This is a genomic window from Rhizobium phaseoli (genome assembly GCF_001664385.1).
GTDB lineage: Bacteria > Pseudomonadota > Alphaproteobacteria > Rhizobiales > Rhizobiaceae > Rhizobium > Rhizobium phaseoli.
The window spans coordinates 4,120,572-4,141,769 of the sequence record NZ_CP013532.1; the positions used below are offsets into that span (position 1 = coordinate 4,120,572).

17 protein-coding genes are annotated in these 21,198 nt (G+C 56.9%); 9 read left to right on the forward strand and 8 right to left on the reverse strand.

The window, feature by feature from the left end:
- Positions 1 to 21 precede the first annotated feature (21 nt).
- A complete protein-coding gene (locus AMC88_RS19780) occupies positions 22 to 1,155 on the reverse strand; it encodes a D-alanyl-D-alanine carboxypeptidase family protein (protein WP_029531895.1) in 1,134 nt (377 codons plus the stop codon).
- 155 nt (positions 1,156 to 1,310) lie between these two features.
- On the opposite strand from AMC88_RS19780, the gene AMC88_RS19785 reads away from it, so the two are divergent.
- Positions 1,311 to 2,474, forward strand: a complete 1,164-nt coding sequence (locus AMC88_RS19785; RefSeq protein ID WP_012485424.1) for a M20 aminoacylase family protein — start codon at positions 1,311 to 1,313, stop codon at positions 2,472 to 2,474.
- Positions 2,475 to 3,452: 978 nt separating this feature from the next.
- Here the strand turns inward: AMC88_RS19785 and AMC88_RS19795 are convergent.
- Positions 3,453 to 6,146: an AAA family ATPase gene (locus AMC88_RS19795; protein ID WP_064830004.1), complete on the reverse strand. Its 2,694-nt coding sequence runs from the start codon at positions 6,144 to 6,146 to the stop codon at positions 3,453 to 3,455.
- 117 nt (positions 6,147 to 6,263) lie between these two features.
- Between AMC88_RS19795 and AMC88_RS33705 the strand changes: the two genes are divergently transcribed.
- Positions 6,264 to 8,213, forward strand: coding sequence for a competence protein CoiA family protein (locus AMC88_RS33705; protein WP_167355291.1), 1,950 nt, complete (start codon positions 6,264 to 6,266; stop codon positions 8,211 to 8,213).
- 568 nt (positions 8,214 to 8,781) lie between these two features.
- Positions 8,782 to 9,882, forward strand: coding sequence for a flagellin (locus tag AMC88_RS19805; protein ID WP_064830006.1), 1,101 nt, complete (start codon positions 8,782 to 8,784; stop codon positions 9,880 to 9,882).
- Here AMC88_RS19805 and AMC88_RS19810 read toward each other — a convergent pair.
- The gene (locus tag AMC88_RS19810; protein ID WP_064830007.1) at positions 9,879 to 10,436 is read right to left on the reverse strand and encodes a recombinase family protein; all 558 of its coding nucleotides are present in this window, start codon (positions 10,434 to 10,436) and stop codon (positions 9,879 to 9,881) included. The two genes, AMC88_RS19805 and AMC88_RS19810, sit on opposite strands and share 4 nt — an antisense overlap.
- A gap of 189 nt (positions 10,437 to 10,625) precedes the next feature.
- Between AMC88_RS19810 and AMC88_RS19815 the strand changes: the two genes are divergently transcribed.
- Complete coding sequence (locus AMC88_RS19815) at positions 10,626 to 11,255, forward strand: helix-turn-helix transcriptional regulator (protein WP_064830008.1); 630 nt, start codon at positions 10,626 to 10,628, stop codon at positions 11,253 to 11,255.
- 195 nt (positions 11,256 to 11,450) lie between these two features.
- Positions 11,451 to 12,206 (forward strand): hypothetical protein, encoded by a 756-nt coding sequence (locus AMC88_RS19820; protein WP_064830009.1) that lies wholly within the window; start codon positions 11,451 to 11,453, stop codon positions 12,204 to 12,206.
- A 66-nt stretch (positions 12,207 to 12,272) separates the two neighbouring features.
- Here the strand turns inward: AMC88_RS19820 and AMC88_RS19825 are convergent, their stop codons facing one another.
- Entirely contained in the window at positions 12,273 to 13,001 is a 729-nt protein-coding gene (locus tag AMC88_RS19825) for a competence protein CoiA (protein ID WP_064830010.1), read from the reverse strand.
- Positions 13,002 to 13,316: 315 nt separating this feature from the next.
- Here AMC88_RS19825 and AMC88_RS19830 point away from each other — a divergent pair, with 315 nt between their 5' ends.
- The 3 genes from AMC88_RS19830 (at position 13,317) to AMC88_RS19840 (ending at position 16,240) form a co-directional block, all read left to right on the forward strand.
- Positions 13,317 to 13,919 (forward strand): hypothetical protein, encoded by a 603-nt coding sequence (locus tag AMC88_RS19830; protein ID WP_237353153.1) that lies wholly within the window; start codon positions 13,317 to 13,319, stop codon positions 13,917 to 13,919.
- Positions 13,920 to 14,232: 313 nt separating this feature from the next.
- Positions 14,233 to 14,589, forward strand: a complete 357-nt coding sequence (locus AMC88_RS34690; protein WP_081282706.1) for a hypothetical protein — start codon at positions 14,233 to 14,235, stop codon at positions 14,587 to 14,589.
- Between the two features lie 196 nt (positions 14,590 to 14,785).
- Positions 14,786 to 16,240 (forward strand): SNIPE associated domain-containing protein, encoded by a 1,455-nt coding sequence (locus AMC88_RS19840; RefSeq protein WP_064830013.1) that lies wholly within the window; start codon positions 14,786 to 14,788, stop codon positions 16,238 to 16,240.
- A 206-nt stretch (positions 16,241 to 16,446) separates the two neighbouring features.
- Here AMC88_RS19840 and AMC88_RS19845 read toward each other — a convergent pair whose 3' ends face one another.
- The gene (locus tag AMC88_RS19845; RefSeq protein WP_064830014.1) at positions 16,447 to 16,728 is read right to left on the reverse strand and encodes a DUF982 domain-containing protein; all 282 of its coding nucleotides are present in this window, start codon (positions 16,726 to 16,728) and stop codon (positions 16,447 to 16,449) included.
- A 556-nt stretch (positions 16,729 to 17,284) separates the two neighbouring features.
- On the opposite strand from AMC88_RS19845, the gene AMC88_RS34695 reads away from it, so the two are divergent.
- Positions 17,285 to 17,578, forward strand: coding sequence for an HNH endonuclease (locus AMC88_RS34695; protein WP_418314105.1), 294 nt, complete (start codon positions 17,285 to 17,287; stop codon positions 17,576 to 17,578).
- A gap of 258 nt (positions 17,579 to 17,836) precedes the next feature.
- Here AMC88_RS34695 and AMC88_RS19850 read toward each other — a convergent pair whose 3' ends face one another.
- From AMC88_RS19850 to AMC88_RS19860, 3 genes are all read right to left on the reverse strand, one after another.
- A complete protein-coding gene (locus AMC88_RS19850) occupies positions 17,837 to 18,442 on the reverse strand; it encodes a LysE family translocator (protein WP_064830015.1) in 606 nt (201 codons plus the stop codon).
- Entirely contained in the window at positions 18,442 to 19,905 is a 1,464-nt protein-coding gene (locus tag AMC88_RS19855; protein ID WP_081282719.1) for an asparagine synthetase B family protein, read from the reverse strand. Before AMC88_RS19855 ends, AMC88_RS19850 begins: the two co-directional genes overlap by 1 nt.
- A 93-nt stretch (positions 19,906 to 19,998) precedes the next feature.
- The gene (locus AMC88_RS19860) at positions 19,999 to 21,003 is read right to left on the reverse strand and encodes a class I SAM-dependent methyltransferase (protein ID WP_064830017.1); all 1,005 of its coding nucleotides are present in this window, start codon (positions 21,001 to 21,003) and stop codon (positions 19,999 to 20,001) included.
- Positions 21,004 to 21,198 lie beyond the last annotated feature (195 nt).

The following is a 21,198-nucleotide window of genomic DNA, read 5'->3' on the forward strand; positions in this document are numbered from 1 at the left end:
TACCTTGAAAACGATCCTGTCTTAAAACGAGGTCGGACGCGGCATCGGCACCGGCACGTTGGCGATGCCTCCGGCCGTGTCGCCGGTCGCGACCTTTTCCGGCTGCTGCGCCGGCTGCGGATCCTGCCCCGGAATAAGGCCGGCAAAGACGAATTGCGGGTCGTGGTCCATTTCCAGAATATAGGGCGAGTGCACCTTCATCCGGCCGACCTCGTCGCGCGTTTCGCTGCGTATCTTGGCGCCCTTGGCGCTGCAGATATCGGCGGTAATGTCGGTCACCTGGTCCTGTCCCTGCCCGTAAGGCTTCAGCGAACCGAGCGTGTCGTTGCCGGGAAACTGCGTGGTGAAGCCCTTCTGCAAAAGGTTCGCCGTCGCATCGGCACGCGCCGCCAGACTGTCGGTGCCGAGCACGACCGAGACGAGGGTGCGGCCGTTGCGTGTCGCCGAACCGATCTGGTTGAAGCCCGAGGCGCAGATGAAACCGGTCTTCATGCCGTCCGCGCCGGCAAAGCGGCCGATCAGCATGTTGAGGTTCGGCACGTTCTGCTGGCCGTTGGTAAAACCCTCCAGCGAGAAATAGCCGGCATATTGCGGAAAGTCGCGGCGCAGCGCCACCGTCAGCACCGCGAGGTCGCGCGCCGTCGTATATTGTCCTTTGCCCGGCAGGCCGTTCGGGTTGACGAAATGCGAATCCGTCATGCCGAGCTTCAACGCCTCGCCGTTCATTCGCGTCACGAAGCCTTCCTGCGTGCCGCCGACGGCTTCGGCGACAGCAACGGCGATGTCGTTGGCCGATTTCACCATCAGGATCTTCAGCGCGCTGTCGAGCGTCAGCTTCTGGCCTGGCTTGAAATACATCTTGGCGGCCGGCTGCGCGGCGGCGCGCTTGCTCATGACAATGGGCGTATCAAGGCTGATCTGGCCGGCGCGGATCGCATCGAACACCGTATAGACCGTCATCAGCTTGGTGAGCGAGGCCGGATACCACTTGCGGAAGGCTTCCTCGTGCTCGAGCACGCGGCCGGTCTGGACGTCGACGAGAATATGCGGATTGGCCTGAGCGAGCGAAACGGAGGCGAGAAAAGCCGCAGTCGCGGCGACTGAGAAACGCAACGGCCGCATGGCGGCAAACAAACGGAAGTGGCTCGTCGACACGGTTCGTCCTTCAGATGTCAGGAAATCTCGCAACCTTCCCCTATCTAGCCTATATGGCTATGACATGGCAAAGGTCATTGACGAAGTAATTTCCAAAAGCCTCACACCCTTGTGAAGCGATCTAGATTGTCGGGATTTGATAACAGGAAGCCAACATGCCGATTTTGAACAGAGCCGCCGAATTGCAGAATGAAGTCGCCGAATGGCGCCGCCACATTCATGCCCAGCCCGAGCTGCTCTTCGCGGTGGAAAACACGGCCGCCTTCGTCGCCGAAAAGCTCAAGGAATTCGGTGTCGACGAGATCGGCACCGGCATCGGCCGCACCGGCGTCGTCGGGCTGATCAAAGGCAAGGGCGAGGGCCGCCGCACCATCGGCCTGCGCGCCGACATGGACGCCCTGCCGCTGACCGAGATCACGGGCAAGCCCTGGGCCTCGAAGACGCCGGGCAAGATGCATGCCTGCGGCCATGACGGCCATACCGCCATGCTGCTCGGCGCCGCGAAATATCTGGCCGAGACCCGCAATTTCAACGGCAATGTCGCCGTCATCTTCCAACCCGCCGAAGAAGGCGGCGGCGGCGGCAATCTGATGGTCAAGGACGGCATGATGGAGCGCTTCGGGATCGAAGAGGTCTATGGCATGCACAATCTGCCGGGCCTGCCCGTCGGCCAGTTCGCCACCCGCAAGGGCGCCATCATGGCGGCGACCGACGAATTCACCGTCACCATCAAGGGCCGCGGCGGCCACGCCGCCCAGCCGCACCGGACGATCGATCCGATCGCCATCGGCGCGCAGATCGTCGCCAACCTGCAGATGATTGCTTCGCGCACCGCCGATCCGATCAGCTCGGTCGTCGTCTCGGTGACCAAGTTCAATGCCGGTTTTGCCCATAATGTCATCCCGAACGATGCGACCTTCGCCGGAACGGTGCGCACCCTCGACCCGGAGGTGCGCACGCTCGCCGAGACGCGCTTCCGGCAGATCGTCGAGGGCGTGGTTGCTGCCCACGGCGCCGAAGCCGAGATCAGCTTCCATCGCAACTATCCCGTCACCATCAATCATCCTGACGAGACCGAGCATGCGGTCGCCATCGCCGGCGCCGTTGCCGGCGAGGGCAACGTCAATGCCGAAATCGATCCGATGATGGGCGGCGAGGATTTTTCCTACATGCTGAACGTCCGCCCCGGCGCCTTCATCTTCATCGGCAACGGCGACAGCGCCGGCCTGCACAACCCGGCCTACGACTTCAACGACGAAGCCATCGCCCACGGCATCTCCTACTGGGTCCGCCTCGCCGAACAGCGCCTGGGTCTTTGACAAGAATTAAGGCTTGGCTTCACGCCAAGCCTTTTGTATGCATGGCGTGCAAGTGGTCCCGTAGCTCAGCAGGATAGAGCGCCTTTTATAGTGTGAAAGTTTACTGGTTCGGGCGAAATTCCAAGCATGGCAGGGCATAGGCGTACCAGTAAATTTACTGCCGCGCCTGAAGGCCAAATTGGACGTCAGCACATCGCGATTTTGTTGAACAACCGTGTCGCAGGGTGGTTCACCGCCACTGCGACGCGGATGTTCGAATCTGAGAGGTCACCCAACGACGTACGCTGTTGCCGCTGGGTGTTGATCTTCGAGAGAGCATGGGTTACGAACCATCTTGAACAAAGGTTCGTCTACGTAGCTCAGCAGGATAGAGCACAGGATTCCTGGTTGTAAATTGGGGGCTGCACTCCGAAAGGTTGTAGTCGATCTACTCAAATTCGGGGAACGCTTCGCTGAACTCTCAGCATGCCAATCCCGAGCCAAGCTTCGGAGAAATCCGTTGAAGGTGTAGAGACTGGATGGGTAGCACCTAAAGGCTTCGGCCCATGGTGAAGGGACAGTCCAGACCACGAACGCCGAAATGGCGGCGGCTAAAGCCGAAGTGGTATGAATCCTGGGGTCGGAGGTTCGAATCCTCTCGTAGACACCATTTCCCCTGAATCGTAACAGGCGTTCGTATGATCGTTGGAATCGCTCAAAAGGTTTGTCCCTACGAGCGCTGATATGTCCCTGGGGCTTCAATAGGTTTGTCCCTGAGATAAATCAGCATAATTTTCCTCAGATGCAACCTGTGTTGCCCCTAACCCACATCATACGGCGCTGATGGCGTCATCTGAGCTGTCTGGAGATCGATAAATTGTATCGGAAATGTCTGATCCATTTTATCTTGGTTGGTCAGGGCAGCGCGTACTAAGTCGGACGACCGCTTCCATGACGCACGAGCATTCAAGTTGAAATCGAAGTTCACCTCGCCGTGGACTAACGCAGCGTCTCGGCCTTTTGGGGAGCCGACACGGCTTTCCGCCGGGTGGAGGCCAGTTCGTCACGCCTCTTTCTAAGCTCAGCGAAATAGGTCCTCACCGTCTCAACTTCGCGCTTCATATCATCGACGCTGGGAGAATAGGGCAACCTGCCTTTGGACCAATCGTGACCGGAAAGCTCTGAGGTCTTGCGCATTCCGAAATGTATCGTGGTAAAGTCACTGTCCCTGACCTCAACCCCGCTCAGAGACTGTGTCATCACTCCGGGCTGGAAGCGGCCGACAACACCATTGAGAAGCATCTCCTCGACCAAGCGCTCCCAAGTCTCTCTCAGCCCAGTGAAGAAATCGGTGATTTCACGTTCGTAAGCCTCGGTGTCTTTCGATGCCCTACTGGCCATGGATGTCAGCTTGATGTCCAGCGCCGCCAAGCGATCCTTGGTGGACTTGACTTGCCATGGAGCATCGTCGTTTCGAACCGTGCCAAAGCCATGTTCTTCAGTTTTGACGATCCAATGCCGTAAGACTTCGACTTGAGCCTCCATGGCCTGATGCCAGAGTTCATAATAGAAGCTCAATTCATGGGTGAATACGATCACCTGACGGTGCTTGGCTTCCGAAAGGATACGAGTGGCCACCTGCCTAACATGCTTATGGTCGAGCGAGGAAACGGGGTCGTCTAGGATCACGCCGTCATGGCCGTCAATGGAAGAGATTTCGGCGAAGAAGCACGCGAGCGACAATGCGCGGAATTCACCCTCACTCAAGATATTCGAGGTCTTTGCTGAAATCGACTTCGACAGGTCGGGTCCAACATAACTGACCCCCTTATCGGTCCGTCCAGTCACAACGACAGGCAGGTACCCTATGCCCAAGTCGCCTATTTCCTTCTGTAGCCTCCCGCGGAAGTCTTCGGTCAGGTGCTTCTCGCACAGTTCAGTATTCTTGGATGAGATCGGCGCGCTATGGCGAGAAGCGATGCATCCGGAAAGCTTCGACAAGCTGACCAGTTGGCTCCTTCGTTGGAGGACCGCTGGCAGGTTGTCATGGAGCTGCTTGCGTCCGCGAAGATCGCGGAGTTCGGTCTTGAGACGGTTCAAACGCTCCGGATCAGTCGCGGCAGTCTGATCCGCCGCCGCTGCCGCCGCTAGCGCGTAGGCCCAAGTTTCGACTTCGCTGGACTTGCCCGGTTCCAGTACGCCAAGGACCATCACGTCTTCGAGTGACTCGGCAGACTTCGTAAGAGCTGACCGAAACTCATCAGCGGATACCAACCAATTGAGTACGTCGTTCACGACACTCGCTTCCGAGCTGCCTTCCACGAAGAATGGGGTCAAAGCGCTGACGATCTGATTGGCCGACGGCAGAGTCAACTGCCGTAGAACCGATACCTCGGAGGTCAGAGACGCAAGCGCTGACTCAGCTTGCTTTTCCGCTTCGTTCGCAATGAGCGCCCGGAACTTCACCAGTCTGTCGAACGCCCCATTCGATAGTTTCTGAGCGCAAAGAGGGCAAACTTCGTTATCGCCATGCGACGGTAATTCCGCCCCGTGAAACGCGTCAGCGTACACCGCTACCGCATACCCAAACATCTGCTTCCACGGTTCAGAGCCGATTACTGTTGCAAGCGGGTCTTCGCGGAATTCGAGGCTAGCGGCAAGCGTCGCCGCTTGCCTGGTTGTGACGCATTTCGCTATTGTGGAGTTCAAACGCGCGACCGCGTCGGCAGACAATAGGTTTTCCGCATGCACGAGCTGCTCTTTGAGCTTTTCCAAAATGCCGACACCGCGAGTCTTCTCTTTGGCAAGAGCTGCCCGGTCGCTACGTATATCGTCCTGCACCAATTCGATCCTCGCGTCGTCAGCTGACGACCAAAGCGCGAGATTCTGGAAAGCCGTCGCGCTTGGAATGGATTTCAAGGCGGTTTTCTCGTTGAGCTTCCCGATGGCTTCGGCCTGTGGGGTGTCTCGCTCTATGTCGGGCAGAGGGCTGGCCACAATCGTCTTTATCGGCTCCATTTCGTCGTGCAGGCGTCGGCTTAGTTCTGTGCACGCCTTGACCACCCGCGGCAGCACATCCAACCCTGCCGGCAGAAACTCGATTTTGTCTTGCTTATCGGCATAGAGAGGTGCCAAGCGGCTGTCGAAGACGCTCACTCGAGACAAGGCTTGCGGAGGCGGAGCGCCCGTTTCCCACCGATGATCCTGGACTTCGGCTTGCCCTACTTTGAAGCGTACCGTGAGAGATGGCTTGGAAAGCCTGTCCGTCGAGTAGGCATTCTCCAGCACGACTTCGTCATTGCGCTCTCGCCGAGCGCGGCAAATCTGCTTTAGAAGCTTGCAGTAACCGCTCTTGCCACTTCCATTTTCACCGTAAACGATCGTCAACCCATTGACCGCGAAAGACAGTGTTTGTCCGGATGCCAACTGCATCGCGCTACGAATGTCGTTGATCGAACCGAGCACTACAGGATCAGCGCCATCAGCCCTATGCAACACGTGATCGACAGTAAGCGGGACTGGATCACCGGGCGCAACGGCGAGTTCGATTCCATTTGCGGCCTTAATTATGGCCAAGACCTCAACATAGTCATTTTCGACCAGATCAGGCTGCGTATAGATGCGCCGGAACAAGTCCTGTTCCCATGTCGGTCTCGTCTTCGCAAATGCGAGCAGATCATCGGTAATGCTCATAGAATCGCTTGCCCAACGTTTATGATTTGGGCAACTTACACTCGCAGAGTATGCCTTCAATCCCTCAACTAAGTCGCGAACAGGTTATTATTCGCCACTCCTATTTCCATGGAACTGATGGTAACGAAGATCACCATTGCAGACCTCTTCCCAGACGACGAAGGCATGATCCTCGTCGCTGAGGACACCGACGACGGATCGCTTCGGCATATTTCCGAAGTCCCCAACGGCGCGGCGTGCGGATGCATCTGTTTCGGCTGCAAAAGAAGGCTGATCGCGAAGAATGGCGGCGATCCAGCCCAAATGACCCATCACTTCGCGCACCGCGCTGAGGACATCGTCATCGACTGCACATCGGCAGGCGAGACCGCGCTCCATATACGTGCGAAAGAAATCATCGCCAAGTATCGACGGGTGACGCTACCCGCCACATCCATCTTGGGGCTGGACGGAAACCAAGTAGAGGTCAATCCCGAGCGATCCGTCAATCTCACCGATGTCAGACTGGAGGCGGTTGCGGGGGAATTGATCCCCGACGTCACCGCGACGATGCCCGACGGTAGACGGATATTCATCGAGATCGCCAATACGCACCCATGCTCGCGGGATAAAATCGAGAAGCTGGATGCCATGGGCGTGGAGGTCCTTGAGATTACCGTCGCGGCGTATCGCGCCGTCCCGCTGGACGACCTCGACGAGATCATCCTCGACATCGCCCCTCGCACGCTGATCCACAGCTCCGAGGTCAAGGCCATGGCCGCCAAGATCGCCGAAGATCGGAGGCGGCAGGAAGACGCAAAACGAACCGAGGCCGAGCGACTCGTGGCGGTATACCGCAATCCAGTTATCCGAAATCACGTTAAGGCCCAGGTGTTGTCCGAGGAGCTCGCTCAGTTGGGCCTCGGAGAATTCCTGGAACTCGACGACCGGCCGTCAGCCTTTATAATCTACCGCCGCCAGTGGCAGGCTGTGATCCTCGATCGCCTGTACAAGGCGAAATCAGCATTCCTAAGTCCGATGGACCTGCTCGAGAGCTTTTCCAAAGGAGGCTGGCCGAAGAAAGAAATCGCGTACACGAAGTCCGAGCATTCCAAATGGATAGCCGCCAACATCGCCGACGATTTCAAGTCGCCCTATGAAGAGGTGTCAGCCTATTTATCACGACTGCGCACGGAAGGCGCAGTATACGAGGCCCGCGGTAAAGGGTTCGCAATGAGCCGAGAGCTACGTTTCCGAATAGATGCAGCTATCGAAAAGAGGACCCGGCCTCAGCGTCGGATAGCAGAGCTAAAGGTCACCTTCCGAAACATCGGCGTTCTAATGGAACCCGACGACGGTCGACTACCTAATTTCGATCATTGGCTTAAAGGTCGGGCAACCGCCGTCAGGCTGTCCGTTGGAAAACTACTTGAAGACGAGAGTGGACACTTCGACGACCTGACCGACCGGATGGAAGCCGTCTACCGAATGGTCGCCGACATGCGGAATTACAAGAAGATCAAGCAACCTGAAGACTTGGCAGGATTGCCGATGGACGGCTTGATCAAACGTCTAACGGCGGCACGGATCGCGGAGGAAAAGCGAGAGCAGGCCGAATTTGCAGCCCTCCGGAGGCGACAGGAGGCGGAGGCGGAAGCGCTACAACGCCAAGAAATCACCGACCGTGTGTTCCGATTGACGGAGGCAGCGATGTTCGTGGTTCCTGACGTGGACGTCTTTCTGGACACCCCGAGGTCAGAACATGATGGCAAGACACCCCGACAGCTCGCGTCGGAAAGCTATCGGGGTTTCAATCAGGCCCAGGCCATCCTCTCCTCTATCAGGGAAGCCGAGCAGGCAGTCCGGGTTGCGGAAGGTCTCAAGCGGGATATGGTCGGAAAGCTTTGGGAACGCGTTTATAGCCTTATTCCCCGCCGTGAAATTGCTGACTTATGGCCGAAGCAAGGGTGGCCAGAACTGGACGGCATGAAGCCTTTGGACTACTGCAAGGACCAGAAGACTCTTGCCCGCTGCCTTGAGGTCCTGGAGGACTTTGTGGCCAGCGAGCGTAAACGGGGCCGGCGTTGACGGGAGCGGCGACCATTGGACTGCCAGCGTCACTCCCGAGCGTGAGGTCGAACCGCTGCATCCTAAGAATCGACGTCCGGTTTTCAACGTCCCCATCAGGTGGTCAAATAGGCCGTCATCTTGTTGGAGCAGTCTTGCCGCCGTGGTGTCTCCTTTGAGGATTCAAGTTCAAGCGGATGGAAGGTTATGAGGCGGATAACCGCACGTTCCCTTCGCTGCTGTGCCTCAGTTGAACCCATGGAAACCCTCGATCTTATATCGCATATATTTGAGGAGACTGCGGCCGGCGGAAAGCCCAGATTCTGGAGTCGATCGGCTAGATTTCGATAACAAGCCACGGTTCGAAGGCAGTCACCTCCCCAGGGAATCCGCGTGGGTTGGTGCCGCGCATCACTGGATCGTTCGCGCCGTGAACGACTTTCCACGACCCAATCAGGCTACATTTTTTGGGTGCCAGGGTAATTTCCCCCTGCCTTTTTCACCTTGTCGTTAACCTGCGTCGACGATTTTTCGAACTCGTAACTTAGAGATTGGCTCATGACGAGCCCGGCCGATGCGACGGGAGATTATGACCAGCATTATCACGAACAACGGCGCGATGACAACGCTTGCGACTTTGCGCTCCGTCGGCGGACGACTGAACGACGAGTCGGAGAAGATGTCTTCGGGCCTTAGGGTGAAGACGGCATCCGACAATGCGGCTTACTGGTCCATCTCCACCTCGATGCGATCGGACGTGAGGGCCATGAACGTCGTCAATGACAGCGTGGGCCTGGCTCAGGGGGTGGTGGATACCGCCTACGCGGGGATGGAAAGTGTACTCGACAGCTTCGTCGAGATCAGGAACCTCGTCATCACCGCGAGCGACATGCCGCAGCCGGGCATGCGGGACGCGGTCAAGCCGGCATTCAGCCTCGATCCGGAATACGCGAAATCCGACGTTTACAAGATCGACCAGCGGATACAGACCCTCCAGGATCAGGCGAAAGCCGCCATGTTGTCCGCTTCGTTCTCGGGTGTGAACCTGCTCTATCACGGCAAGAACGAAGACGAAAAGGCGAGCGCGCAGGTTTTCAACTTCACCATCGGCTACGCCGACGGCAAGGTTCAGACATTGAACGTCAAGGCCATGGACACGCTGCTTCTCAACGACGACTTCGGTAGCTTTCCCACGACCTTTCCGGGAGAATTCAATCCAGAGCAAACGCTGTTCGACGGCAGCGACACCATCACCGCTCCTGGATCGTTCACGCCTGTGGGGGCGTATTGGTACAACATCCCGGTTTCCAATCCCACGACGGGCGATCCGGAGGCCTATCCTGTCCAGCCGACCTATGTCCTCCAGGCGCTCGAAAACCACGTCGTACGCTTTGGATCGGATCGGCAGGGACTCTACAGCAACTTCGTGGCAAACCTAGACCAGAAGATTCAGGCGATCACATCGAAAATGGCGTATGTCGGCACGGTCCAGAAGTCGCTGGAGATGTACGACGAGATCAACAACAAGATGATCGATTCCGCGACCAACGGCATCGGCCGTCTGGTGGACGCTGACATGGAAACGACGGCGACCAGGCTGCGCGCGCTGGAAACCCAAAAGCAACTTGCCATTCAGAGCTTGGGGATCGCCAATGCGGCTCCGGGCAACCTGGTGCAGTTGTTCAGCTAATCACGCCGTCCTATAAGTCTGGCAAGTGTTCTCGGGTGCACCCGGTATCGTCGGGCAACCTCCTGAGCATCCTCCCCGTTTACGACGACGGCATTATAGGCCAGCGTGCACTCGTCTTCCGTCAGAGAAGGGCGCCGGCCGAGCCGTTGGCCTCGAGCACGCGCGGCTTCAAGCCCCGCCCGGGTTCGCTCCCTTACAAGCGAGCGCTCGAATTCGGCCATGGCAGCCATCAGATGGAATACAAGCCGTCCGCTTGCGGAGCTGGTGTCTATGTTTTCTGTCAGACTGAGGAATTCCACTTTTCGTTTCGTAAGGCGTTCGATGATTCCAATCAGGTCTTGAATTGATCGGCCAAGGCGATCGAGCCTCCAGACCACCAGGGTATCGCCCGGCTTCAGTGACCGAAGTGCCGCTGCCAAACCAGGTCTCCTGAATTTTGCTCCCGAGATGCCCTGATCTTCGAAAATCCGGTCGCAAACCTCCCGCAGAGCCGCCATCTGGAGGTCGAGGCGCTGATCGTGTGTTGAGACCCGGGCGTACCCCACCTTTGCCATGTTTTATTCCATCCTCCGCGCCGCTTGACAGAATGCAGCGTTTTCGACGTGCGAGTGCGCGGGGTTGCATGATTTCAATCCGGAAATGGTTGCAATGACTTAGGCAAGTGACAAAACATTTCCCGAGCGATGACAAAAACGCTCGTATCTAGTCGCCGGCGGTAAGGAATTACGCTCTGTCCTCCACCGATGAAGCTGGCGACTTTCGGTGATCTCGCCCAGCAGCTCATTGACGTCTGGATTTCCCGCAATGACGTCGAGCATTCTACCGTGCTATCGAACGTGATTAGCAATCGGCTTTCCGCGAATATGGTGCTTGCCGTCATCGAAATGACTAACGGCAGCCCTACCGAGTTTGAAGTGAATCTCGTCCGCGACTACAGCGTTCCAACCAGCTACGCAGACGTCCCTGAAGTCTTGAAATCACGACTCCCAATGCTTCCTGCAGGACGTCTTCACCCTTCCATCCTGAAGGCGATCACCGGCCGCCGGCCTTCGCTCATCTCTGAAACCGTCCGCCACGACAACATGCAAACCAACTTCGAGATGCTGGCGCTTCCTCGCAAAGCCGCGAAGCCGAGAGGCGACTGGTGCCTCGTCCTCGGTGTCGTGAATTATATCCTGAGGTCCTCGGCAATACCGAAGGACCTCGACGACGTCGATTTAGCCGTCCTCCAATTGCTGCGAGAAGGCCTGCAGATGCGGGAGATCGGCCACCGGGTTGAGCTGTCCCCACGCACGGTCGAGCATCGTGTCGAGCGTCTCAAGGCGATGACCGGAGCAAAAACGCTCCATGATCTCGTCGCGCGCTCCCTGTAAAAATCGGCATCGTTAAACGGTCGCTAACGCTAACCGCTGTTCTCGAAGTCTCGATTACTCTGGGAGGGTGGAATCCCCCTCGGAAATTGCCGAAATCACAATTCCGACGCGGCAACTTCCAGTGGCTGCTCCTGTTGGAGAAGCTCATTGTCGGTCGATGTCCGGCAATGACCATCCGAGGTATCCGAGGGATTCATGAGAGCCGCGATCCTACATCTCGTCACCGCGCTCACGCTGAGCGCGGCGTCCGTGTCTACTGCGCTGGCAGCCGAACTTGACATCAATGGAATTGCGCTTGGGACGAGTGCCGACCAAATCATCGCGAGATTCCAGGAGGCGCGCCCGGAAGCTCAGTACGAGTTCGTGCGCTGGAAACTCCCGGAAGGCAGCGAGTGGGTCGCCAACGGCAGGACCCTGTACAACGACCTCGCAAATCCGGACGACATGGAACACGAGCGTATGCAGTTCGCATTCACGGGCCTCGGGTCTGGCAACAAACTGTTTGCCGCCAGCCGCGAGTTGAAGTTCAGGCCATCGCAACGACCGATGACCGAGTCAGTTTATGCCGCGGCCGTCCAGAAATTCGGCGAGCCGTCGGTAACCGGAAAGAGCGCCACCGGCATCTGGGCAGCATGGAAATTCGGTTCAGCCGACGCAAAGGCCGAAAAACTGGAATCGCCATTGGGCTGCATCGGCATCAGCGACTTCCCGGTCGGCCTTGACGAATTCACGGCAAAGAAAGCAAAGCAATCCGCAAGCATGTGCGGCATCTACGTCGATTTTGTCGTCCGCGGTGATCAGACGGGTCTGGCGAACGAGCTTGAGATGAAGATGATGGACCAGCTACATCTCGCGCAAGATTTCGACGCGGATAATTCCGACGCCAGGAAGCGCATCGATGCGGCGAAATCCAGGAACGCCACTACTGCCGCCCCCGCTCCGAAGCTCTAGTGGCAACTGATCGTGGAGGTGACGCAATGATGCTCGGACTCTCAACACACGCACGCCGCCCGCGGGTCAAAATCTCGGTCGTCCCGATCGACGCGACATAGGTGGCATGGGTCTACCAAATCCGCGAATGGACGTGCCAGAGAGCACATGGTCCACCAGGCTCTGGTGGTGAACGGGCGTCACGGTCACACGCCCGCGGAGTGTATAACTCAGCCACCAAAGCACCCTCGTCGACGGTATCCAGTCCAACGGAAACTCGGCGTCGCCAAAGTCGAGGAAAACGGCACACCTGCCTCCTCTCCAGCGTTCGATGATCGCCGCGGCGCGATCAGATAGGAGCCATGCGCGGGCCTCGGTCTCGGACCCCACCGACGGAGCATTGAGGAAGGCCTCGCGGAACGACGACAGGTCCCGTTTCAGCCGATTGCCGTTCACGATCCATAACATGGAACCGTAGAACGCCTCGCGAGACGCCCGCTCCTGCGGCGTGATGGCCGAGTGCTGGAACTCAAGCACCTTCCCATTCGTCGATTTCACATCGGCAATATGAACCTCGCCGTCAATCGCGACGTGTCGGATTTCCTGCCATTCCGTTGGAAACAGGTTCTTCCATGCTCGATGCCATTCTGTCTCGGGTTCCCACCAACGGTCGCAAACGGCAGTGCTGACGTGGGCCCAATGATGCAGTCGCTTGAGACCGCATTTGGCCAGCGTTGGCGATCCGCATCCGGGACAAGTTCCACGGACGCCAGGCGTCGCTTCCTGACGGATTCCGTCTACGAGAGCGAATTTCATTGTCATCTCCAAACAGCCGCCAGAGCGACGCAAGCTCGGTTCCTAGTAGGGAAGTTGGCGGGCGGCTTGGATACCGCTTGGAGATTCTTCGGGCAGTTTCGGCTGCCTCATCTTCTTCATCATCTGGTCCACCTGACGATGAGGACAAGCTAGCCTTCATTTACATCGAAGGCAATAACGGCAAATGGACCGCACTTATTGCCCGGGGCGACTACAGACCACCACATCCGGGAGCTTGCAGTCGTTGGCCATCAGCACCACGTAGGGCTTGGCAACCGATAATTTGCCAGTGGAACAATGCATTGGTGGGGACGAGTGCTTAACATCCAAGCAGCAAAAGACACTCAACGACAAGAAGAACTGGGTCGTTTGGCAATTCGGATTACTGAGGAAATGGCCTTTCCTCCAACTGAATGGGAAGCAAACGTCCTCGCAGACGTTCTCAAGCTTCCGCGGATTGTCGTCGTGCGCCCTCCAAACGAGGAGTTGCTGGCCGCCGACATGGTTCACAACGAGTGCCATGCAAACTGCCATGCGCAAGCGGCAAACGATCTTGATGGGTTGAGCCGTCATGTAACCGGGTGGTTGATCGACGCATCCGACCTGATTTTGCATTCAGTCGTCAACTATGGCGGCCAATGGCTTTGTCTAACGCCGCAGTTGGCGGAAACCGCTTCGAAATTCCTATTCATTCCCGATCCGTTCATCGAGTGGCGCGAAACCAGCGATGGCACCGGGAGGGAAGCATTTCGCAATGGCAGAGCATTACCGACCGCCCTTCGAAAATACCCTGACGATCACATTCGGATGAGAGACGAGTTCCACAGGCTGATGGCCTCTGGCATGTCGGCATTCGATGCCCGCGGTTTAGTGGATGCCACTTTAGGCGTCGAGTTTCGAAAGAAGAAACCGATCTGAACGACCGACCTGCATCGCTCCCCGCGCTTAAATGAGGGAGAGCGCGCCGATACCTTGCGCGCGCGATCGAAGTTGACCTGAGCCCCAACGAGGCCGAACAGCGTTTGCGGCCGGATATCTAAGGAGTAGTATGTCTTCCTCGCCATCGCTGCCTAATCACAGCGATGGCTCGTGAGGCGTAGTCGACCTAACCGCGCCGCAAGCGTCCGGTAGCATACAACTGGTCGACCCATCGAGTAGACAGCGCGTTCCTGCCAATCGGTGAAGCAACTTCTCGGCGTTTTTCGCGGGGCTGCCTCCAAGGAGGTGTGCAATGACACTCGTCACATCAACTTTATGCCTGGCCACACTTACGGCTACCTCAGTCGGCATTCTAATTAGAGCAGAGGCCCATCAAGCGGAGAGCGGCTGGACTTACCCTCCAGCGTGCTGCAAGGCCCACGATGTTGGTGGAGATTGTGAAGCCATTCCCGCTCAGCATATCAGTCCGGGCCCTCATGGCTTTTCCATCTTCCTGCATCGGGGAGACCACCACCTCGCGACAAAGCCACACCTGTTCTTCATCCCATATGGCGACGAGATACCTTCCGGTGATGGCCGATATCATATCTGCCTGCATCCCACGGAAAACGAAGTGAACTGCTTCTTCGCGCCCCCTAACGGTGCCTAGCTGTTGCATGGTGGTCGCCAAGACGGCACTTACGCGGTGCGCCCGCCTCTATCGATTGGGTGGCAAAAGCTGATTGATGTGACGAGGATCAGAAAGACGCCCATTTCGGCTGTCGATCCCTTCAATCTTGAGTGCTGCACCACTTGGCTTTTACAACGAGAACGGTAATCTCCAGCTCGCAGGCTGGGGAGCTTTCATGACTACTGATCATACGCTGATTACCGCCGTTCTGTTCGTCATCGTCATTCCGGTGACGATGCTGTTGTTCATGACCTTGTGGCTGATCCAAAGGAGAAGAGCGGCGCAGGCCACCGCAGCGTTCTCAGATACCTCCGAGAAACTGACTAAGGCGATGGAGGTTGGACAGACACTGCTCCAGGAGAAGAACTCACTCACGAGCAGGTTCACCGAAATCGAGGCGCGGTTCAAAGACGTTTTGGACCTTGACGCTGAGGCAGCATCGCTCAGAGCCAAAAACCAGCAGGAAGCGGCCCAGATCGAGCAACTACGCGCCTCATATGGAGAAAAGAAGCTCGTCTATGACCGCCTGCTGAAGGAGGTCGCAATCTTCGATGAGAAACTGGCGTTCGCCGAAATGGGCGTCTACGAACCCCATTTCGACTACACCGACAGCGAGGAATACAAGCAGAATATCGAAGTGGTTCGCGCAACCCAGAAGCAAATGGTGTCCTTGAAAACGGCGGTCATATGTCCGACGGAATGGACGGTCGACGGCAGCACGGCTAAGGGGCAGACCATGACGAACCGGAACATCAAGTTGACGTTGCGAGCTTTCAACAACGAGTGCGATGCGGCGATTGCGAACACTCGATGGAGCAACGTCAACGCAATGGAGAAGAGGATCGGCAACGCGCTAATCCAGATCAACAAGCTGAATGAATCCAATCGCGTGTTCATTACCGAGGACTACGTGAAGCTGAAGTTCCAGGAACTATTCCTTACCCACGAATACCGGGAAAAGGTCAAGGCCGAACGGGACGAACGGGCGGAACTGGCTAGGGCTCAGAAGGAGGAGCAGAAGTTGATACGCGACATGGAGCGGGCGGAGGAAGACGAAGCCCGGTACCAGCGTCTGCTCGACAAAGCAAAAACAGAAGCCGAAAGGGCCGTCGGGCCGAAGCTCGAAGCCTTCAACGCCCAAATCGAAATGCTGGAGCGCGACCTGGCCGAAGCCCATGCCAAGGTGGAACGTGCTCAAGCGATGGCTGAAAAGACTAGATCAGGGTACGTCTATATTATCTCTAACGTCGGCTCGTTCGGCAGCGACGTTGTCAAGATTGGTCTGACCCGCCGACTTGATCCGGCTGACCGCATCCGCGAACTTGGGGACGCCAGCGTTCCGTTCCTATTTGACACCCACGCAATCATTTACAGTGACAACGCGCCGACCTTGGAAAGGGCCTTGCACACCGAGTTCGAACCCGTTCGTGTCAATGCCCAGAACTACCGCAAGGAGTTTTTCAAGGCGACCCTGGATCAGGTTGAAGCGGCCGTGAAGCGCTTGGCACCTGATGCGCCGTTCTTCAAAGACGTCGAGGCGCAGGACTACCGTGAAACGCTTGCGAAGCGGCGGTCAGTTCTCCTGGCGGAGGAGGCAACCTCCGAGGTTTTGCTGCCTGAGGCTATTTAACGATGACCATTTGTAGGCGGACGTCGAACAGTGTCACCAACGCGTACAAGTCACGCGACCACCGTTCAGTGGTATCTCGCTTTCGGACCGGTCCATAGGCTTCGCTCGACTCCCTCGCTGGCTCCAGAAGCGTCAACGTTGACAGCTTTGCGTGCTCTGTTCACCGGAGCGGGTTTCCGGTCTCTACGCTTGGCGGCGGAAGACCATCAATGAACGGAGACAATCACTGGGATTCCAGCTTCGTCTGCGGCACGAATGAGCGCGGCACGCGCTGTCTTGGCTGGGACATTGCCCTGAATGGCATCCAGGCATAATTTCACAGCCTCGACGTATTCCTTCCCGTCGTCTGTCGGCCACGCAACGATAAGGGCTTTGGCTACCTCACTGAGTGATCGCACCAGCCTGTTCTTCTCTTGGCCACTCATCACCAGCACCAAAGGCGCGAAATCATCGCTCCTTCGCCAATCCACCAAACCGAGCCTCTGCATGCCAATAGCCCTTTCAACCCCGACGACAGTGTTCCAATTTGCTGCGAAGCTCGATCCAGATGTACCGCGACAAATGACTAAAACCTTCCCGACGCCCTTTCAATAAGGAATGGAACTGAACAGTGAGAACACCAGTGGAACTAGGACCGATGTGGTCGGAAGGTTCGAGCGATGAGAAGGTATTTTGCATTCGTCGCCGGCCCCTGGTCTTCGTTGCGACGATCTGAGAACGGACTCCATTGACAATTTGACTGGTCCGTTTACGTTTAGTTCGGGCGGAGGCAAGTTATTGCTTGCTTGGGGCTGGTCAAAGGCCCGTCAGCGTTGCGCGGTTGCAAGCGCTCGTACCGTTCAAAGACTGCGGAGTGACGCTTTTAGGCGTCGTCTTGTGCGAGGTTTTCCTCCCAACTGAGGGGCGGCCCTTTGGTACGTTGCACGTCCGCTTCAGCAATGAAGCAACGGACGTGGACTCATGAGATCAAACAGCCGAATGAGAATTCTCAGACGCGCGGCCGCCGAGCGCCAAGAGTGGCAGTGTTATTACTGCTCCTTTCCCATGTGGGAAGGCGACCCGGAGGTTTTCAAAACACGCTATTCCATATCTTCTCGGGAAGTCCGGCGCTTCCGATGCACCGCAGAGCATTTGACGGCTCAGTGTGATGGAGGTCGCGACATCGAGGAGAACATCGTCGCCGCCTGCCACTATTGCAACAAAACGCGTCATAGCAGGAAGCGGCCGAAGGGTGCAGAATCCTACGCCAGCTTTGTTCGATCCAGGATCGAAAAAGGACGATGGCATTCAGTCAGGTTAATGCCTCAGAAATCTGAGGCTGACCTAAGCGGTGAATAAGCCGGCCCGGTGCTATTAGTGGCCGCCGACCAGGTCCCAGCAATTTGGGTACCACACTTTATGGGCGGCTCGCTTTTGCCAGCAGGACCTGGCCATCCCTTACAAAAACCGCGCACGCAAAGTCCGTCAAAAACTACCTCCAAAGGAATGCACGGAAATTGCCCACAAGACTTTGCGTTCGGTCAAGCCGCTGGCCTGTATGGCTCGCGGCCTCCCAATGGCGACACAGGGAGACCGCACCTCACAAGAAGATCGGCATTAGCGGCCAGCGACAAGCACCCCAGCTCCGACCATCAACGCCCCAGCTCCACGGTTGAGGATTCCGATCTTGTTGGGATCGGCCAAGGCCGTTTTTGCCTTATGACCGAGGAACACATGGCCTCCGACTACGATCACCTCTATCAGTGCGATGATCACTAGCAGTTCCGCCGTATCGGAGACGGTGAGCGGCCGGATTCCGAGAACGCCTGGCAGCAGCGCCAGATAGAAAATCGGCATCTTCGGATTAGAGATGTTGAGAAGGAAGCCGGTGAGGAAAAGGCGGATCAGACCACCGCGCATCACGCGGGGTTTGATGTCGGGCTTTGAGCGCCACATCATGATGCCGGTGTAAATGAGGTAGATCGCACCGACATATTGGATGAAGCGCAGATTTTCGTTCATGTACTGGGCGATAGCGTTGAAGCCGATGGCAGCAAAGATGACAAAAAGGAAGATGCTGCAAACGACGCCGACTCCATAGGCGGCACCGTGCGCCGGACCGCTGGACACGGTCTTCGACAAGATCGTCAGGTTGTCAGGGCCAGGGCTTGCCGCGAATACGAAGAAAGCCAGGCTAAAGGTCAGAACTGTTTGTAGGTCCATCACGCGCTCCTTTGCTCGGTTAAATCGTCGAACTTGAAATATCCGCCGTGGAAGTAATCGGTCCCGAGCTTCTTGTAGCGCTCAAGGGGCGCATCGTATCCGAATTCCAAGAAGAGCTTTAACGCATTCCGAACCTGCGGTCCGTCGATATTGATGTCTGGCAAAACGATGTCGTTGGTTTGGACCTCTGCCAGCGCATTGAATATCTGGTCGTGGATGCCGATCCCTTCCGGCATCCGGATTTTTGGCCGGTCAATCATGTAGGAGGGGATTTCCGACCTGAAGGCTTCGCGAAGGACATATTTTTCGACAGCGTTGCGGACCTTCATATCGAACGGCAGCGACATGGCGAGTTCGATCACGGCGCGGTCGAGGAACGGTACCCGGCACTCGATCGAATTTGCCATGCTGCTTCGATCCGTTCGTTGAAGATCGGTGCGATAGAGATTGTTCAAGCGATAGGTCGACAGGCCATAGGGGTCTGCCGCAGTTTTGAAAAGGTCGTATCCGGCAAATATCTCGTCGCTGCCATCGCCTGAGAGCGCCACTTTGAAGCCATTGGCTCGAACGGCGGCATAGACTGCTGCCATCGTCAGCATGTCCGAAATGTCGACCGGTTCGAAGAACTCGCCGTTGAAGACCGAATTGCGGATGTTCCTCCTGATCTGCCCGTGGTGAAATTCCGTGATCACATGCGGGATGCCCCTTTCGGCGCAAAACCGCCGGGCGAATGCGAGATCAGCGGAATCGTCAGTGCCTATAGAGAATGCCGTCACATCCTTGTGGAATTTGGCTGCTAGATGCAGGATGATCGTGCTGTCGAGGCCACCGGAGAAGATGACCGCAATCGGCAGATCGGTCGCCACCTGTTTGCGAACGGCATCCTCCATTCGCTGCCTGCACTCCTCGATGGCGGCTGCTTCTTTCGTACCGAAGTCCGGGATGGCTTCGAAGGTGACATAGCGCTCCACCTTCCCATTATGCCAATAGCTGCCCGGCATCACCTCCTGCGTCGTCTTCGCCAATCCCAGGAAGCATTTCCGCTCTGAGGCGAAGCAGACGAGCCTATCGCCCACGCTGTAATAAAGCGGCTTGATGCCGATGTGGTCGCGGGCCGCAAAGCAGTCACCTGTGTCCGGATCGTAGATGACAAAGGCGAAGATGCCGTCGAGCCTCTGCACGCAGAGGGAGCCCCACGCGATGAAAGCCTGGAGCACCACTTCGGTATCACTCGATGTCTGAAAGGCGTAACCGAGCCCCTGCAGTTCCATCCGCAGTTCCCGATGATTATAGATTTCGCCATTCATGACGATCACTCTGCGCGAGGCTGGATCGACAATTGGCTGCTTGGCCTGATCCCTATCCACGATGGCGAGGCGATTGGTGCCCATCGCTCCCTTGTCGAAGACGAGGCGCTCAGCGAAATTGTAAGCGTCACCTCGATGCCGGATTGCGCCAAGCATGTGCAGCAATGCAGCTTCGAGGTCCCTTGGATCGCTCGGGTTGTTTTGAGATGAGAATACGGCGGCGATTCCACACATATCTGATCCTCCGGATTAGGATTTCGTGCCGACGGCAACGAGCGCCTTGCGCGGTATCGTCGCGACGAAATCGTCATCGGCCTTGTTGACATGAATTTCGCCCAGCGTTTGCTCGACACAACGTGCAACGCGATTGACGATATCGCCGGTTCCGTTGGCGATCTTTACCAGGTCGTACATGTGGTACATGTGCATGAGCGCATTGGACACGGCTTCGTCAGCTGTTGCGCCGGGTAGCGTGAAGGGATCGTTCAAATCGAAGACACGCACGTCGCGGAAACCAGCCGCACTGAAGCGCTCCCACATTTCCGGTCGCGTAAAATGTGGGTGAGGATGGCCGGTTCTGGAATAGACGTGCACTACCTCCTCGAACCAACGTGCAGTCTCCCCGCCGGTCTCGAAATCGTGCAGGACCAACCGTCCGCCCGGTTTCAAGGTCCGATAAGCTTCCGAGATCGCCAATTGGCGATCATCCTCAGCCAAGTGATGGCTGCCGTATGCGATCAGCACGCCGTCGAGAGCGTTGTCTTTAAAAAGGCTCCGAGTGGCCGACTGGCGTACGCATGGCAGCCCCTGTTTCATGCAGGCATCCACCATGAAGCGCGATAGATCGGCGGTGATGATCGTCGGCCGAGGTCCATCGATGTTCTGAACAAAACGGGCAATCGTCCCATCGCCGCCAAGGACGTCCAGAATATTGGTGTCGGCATCCGGCATGTCACGGAAACTGGGTGAAAAGCACTTCAGGAGAGCGATCATGCCATGTTGGCGATTGCCGACGACTTTCTGGGCGACGTTGTAAGCCACGCCCCTGCCGCCGTCTGCCAAATCTTCGAATTCCCAGGAAAGCGAGTTCATGAGCCGCACATAGTCGGCGAGCTTATCTTCAGCGATCGCGTCCTCATCGAGGAGAGCGCATAGATCGGGAAAGGACACCGCAGTCGCGCGATAGTAGTCGGAGAAAGTTGTTTGAGTCAGGTATTCGGGATTTGTGAAAATGGCATTGAGTGTATTGAGCATGCTGGCATCTTCCTAAGGTTGGACAATGCAATTTAGGCGTAATATTTTTTAAGAATCAAGTACCTATAGTTGCAAATAAATTCATCAGTGGATGCGCCGAAATTGAGCAGCGAGTCTCTTTTATTTGCTAGTGGCACGGCTGATGGCGCGTTTACCCGGTTAGCCGGTCCTTGCCCGAATAAATTGAACCGCAAC